Annotated in this window: 1 protein-coding gene; it reads right to left on the bottom strand. The window is 60.5% G+C overall.

Going from position 1 to position 337, the window contains the following annotated elements; translation table 11 throughout:
• Position 1 precedes the first annotated feature (1 nt).
• On the bottom strand, positions 2–337 hold a 336-nt coding region (locus NCR39_RS06615), incomplete at its 5' end, for a hypothetical protein (protein WP_250451484.1).

The raw sequence follows: 337 nt of genomic DNA, 5'->3' as shown, positions 1-337 counted from the left end.
GTCAGTCGAGCGGCCGCTCTCCGACCTGAATGTTGACGCCTTCGGTTTCGCCCATCAGCGCGCGCAGGACATCGCCTGCGAAATCCTCGATGGCGAAGTGCCATTCGAGCGAGCCGACCGGGAAGTCGTTGGGGCTGCACTTGCCTTGTGCACGGCGAATCGCACCGACCGAGAGGCTCAGCGCGCGAGCGTGCTGAAAGTGCGGATCGTCCGAGTCGAGGAACGGGAATTGGTCTTTATCCATGACATCCTTAACGGTCCCCGCCGACGAAACTTTAGGCCTGCTACGAGCGCGCAATCGTTTGCGTACGTTCGAGTTTGAAGACACCATGCAGCC

The organism is Caballeronia sp. ATUFL_M2_KS44 (assembly GCF_023630965.1).
GTDB classification, from domain to species: domain Bacteria; phylum Pseudomonadota; class Gammaproteobacteria; order Burkholderiales; family Burkholderiaceae; genus Caballeronia; species Caballeronia concitans.
The sequence above is the reverse complement of the archived record's forward strand: the minus strand, read 5'-3'. Positions and strand labels throughout refer to the sequence as shown.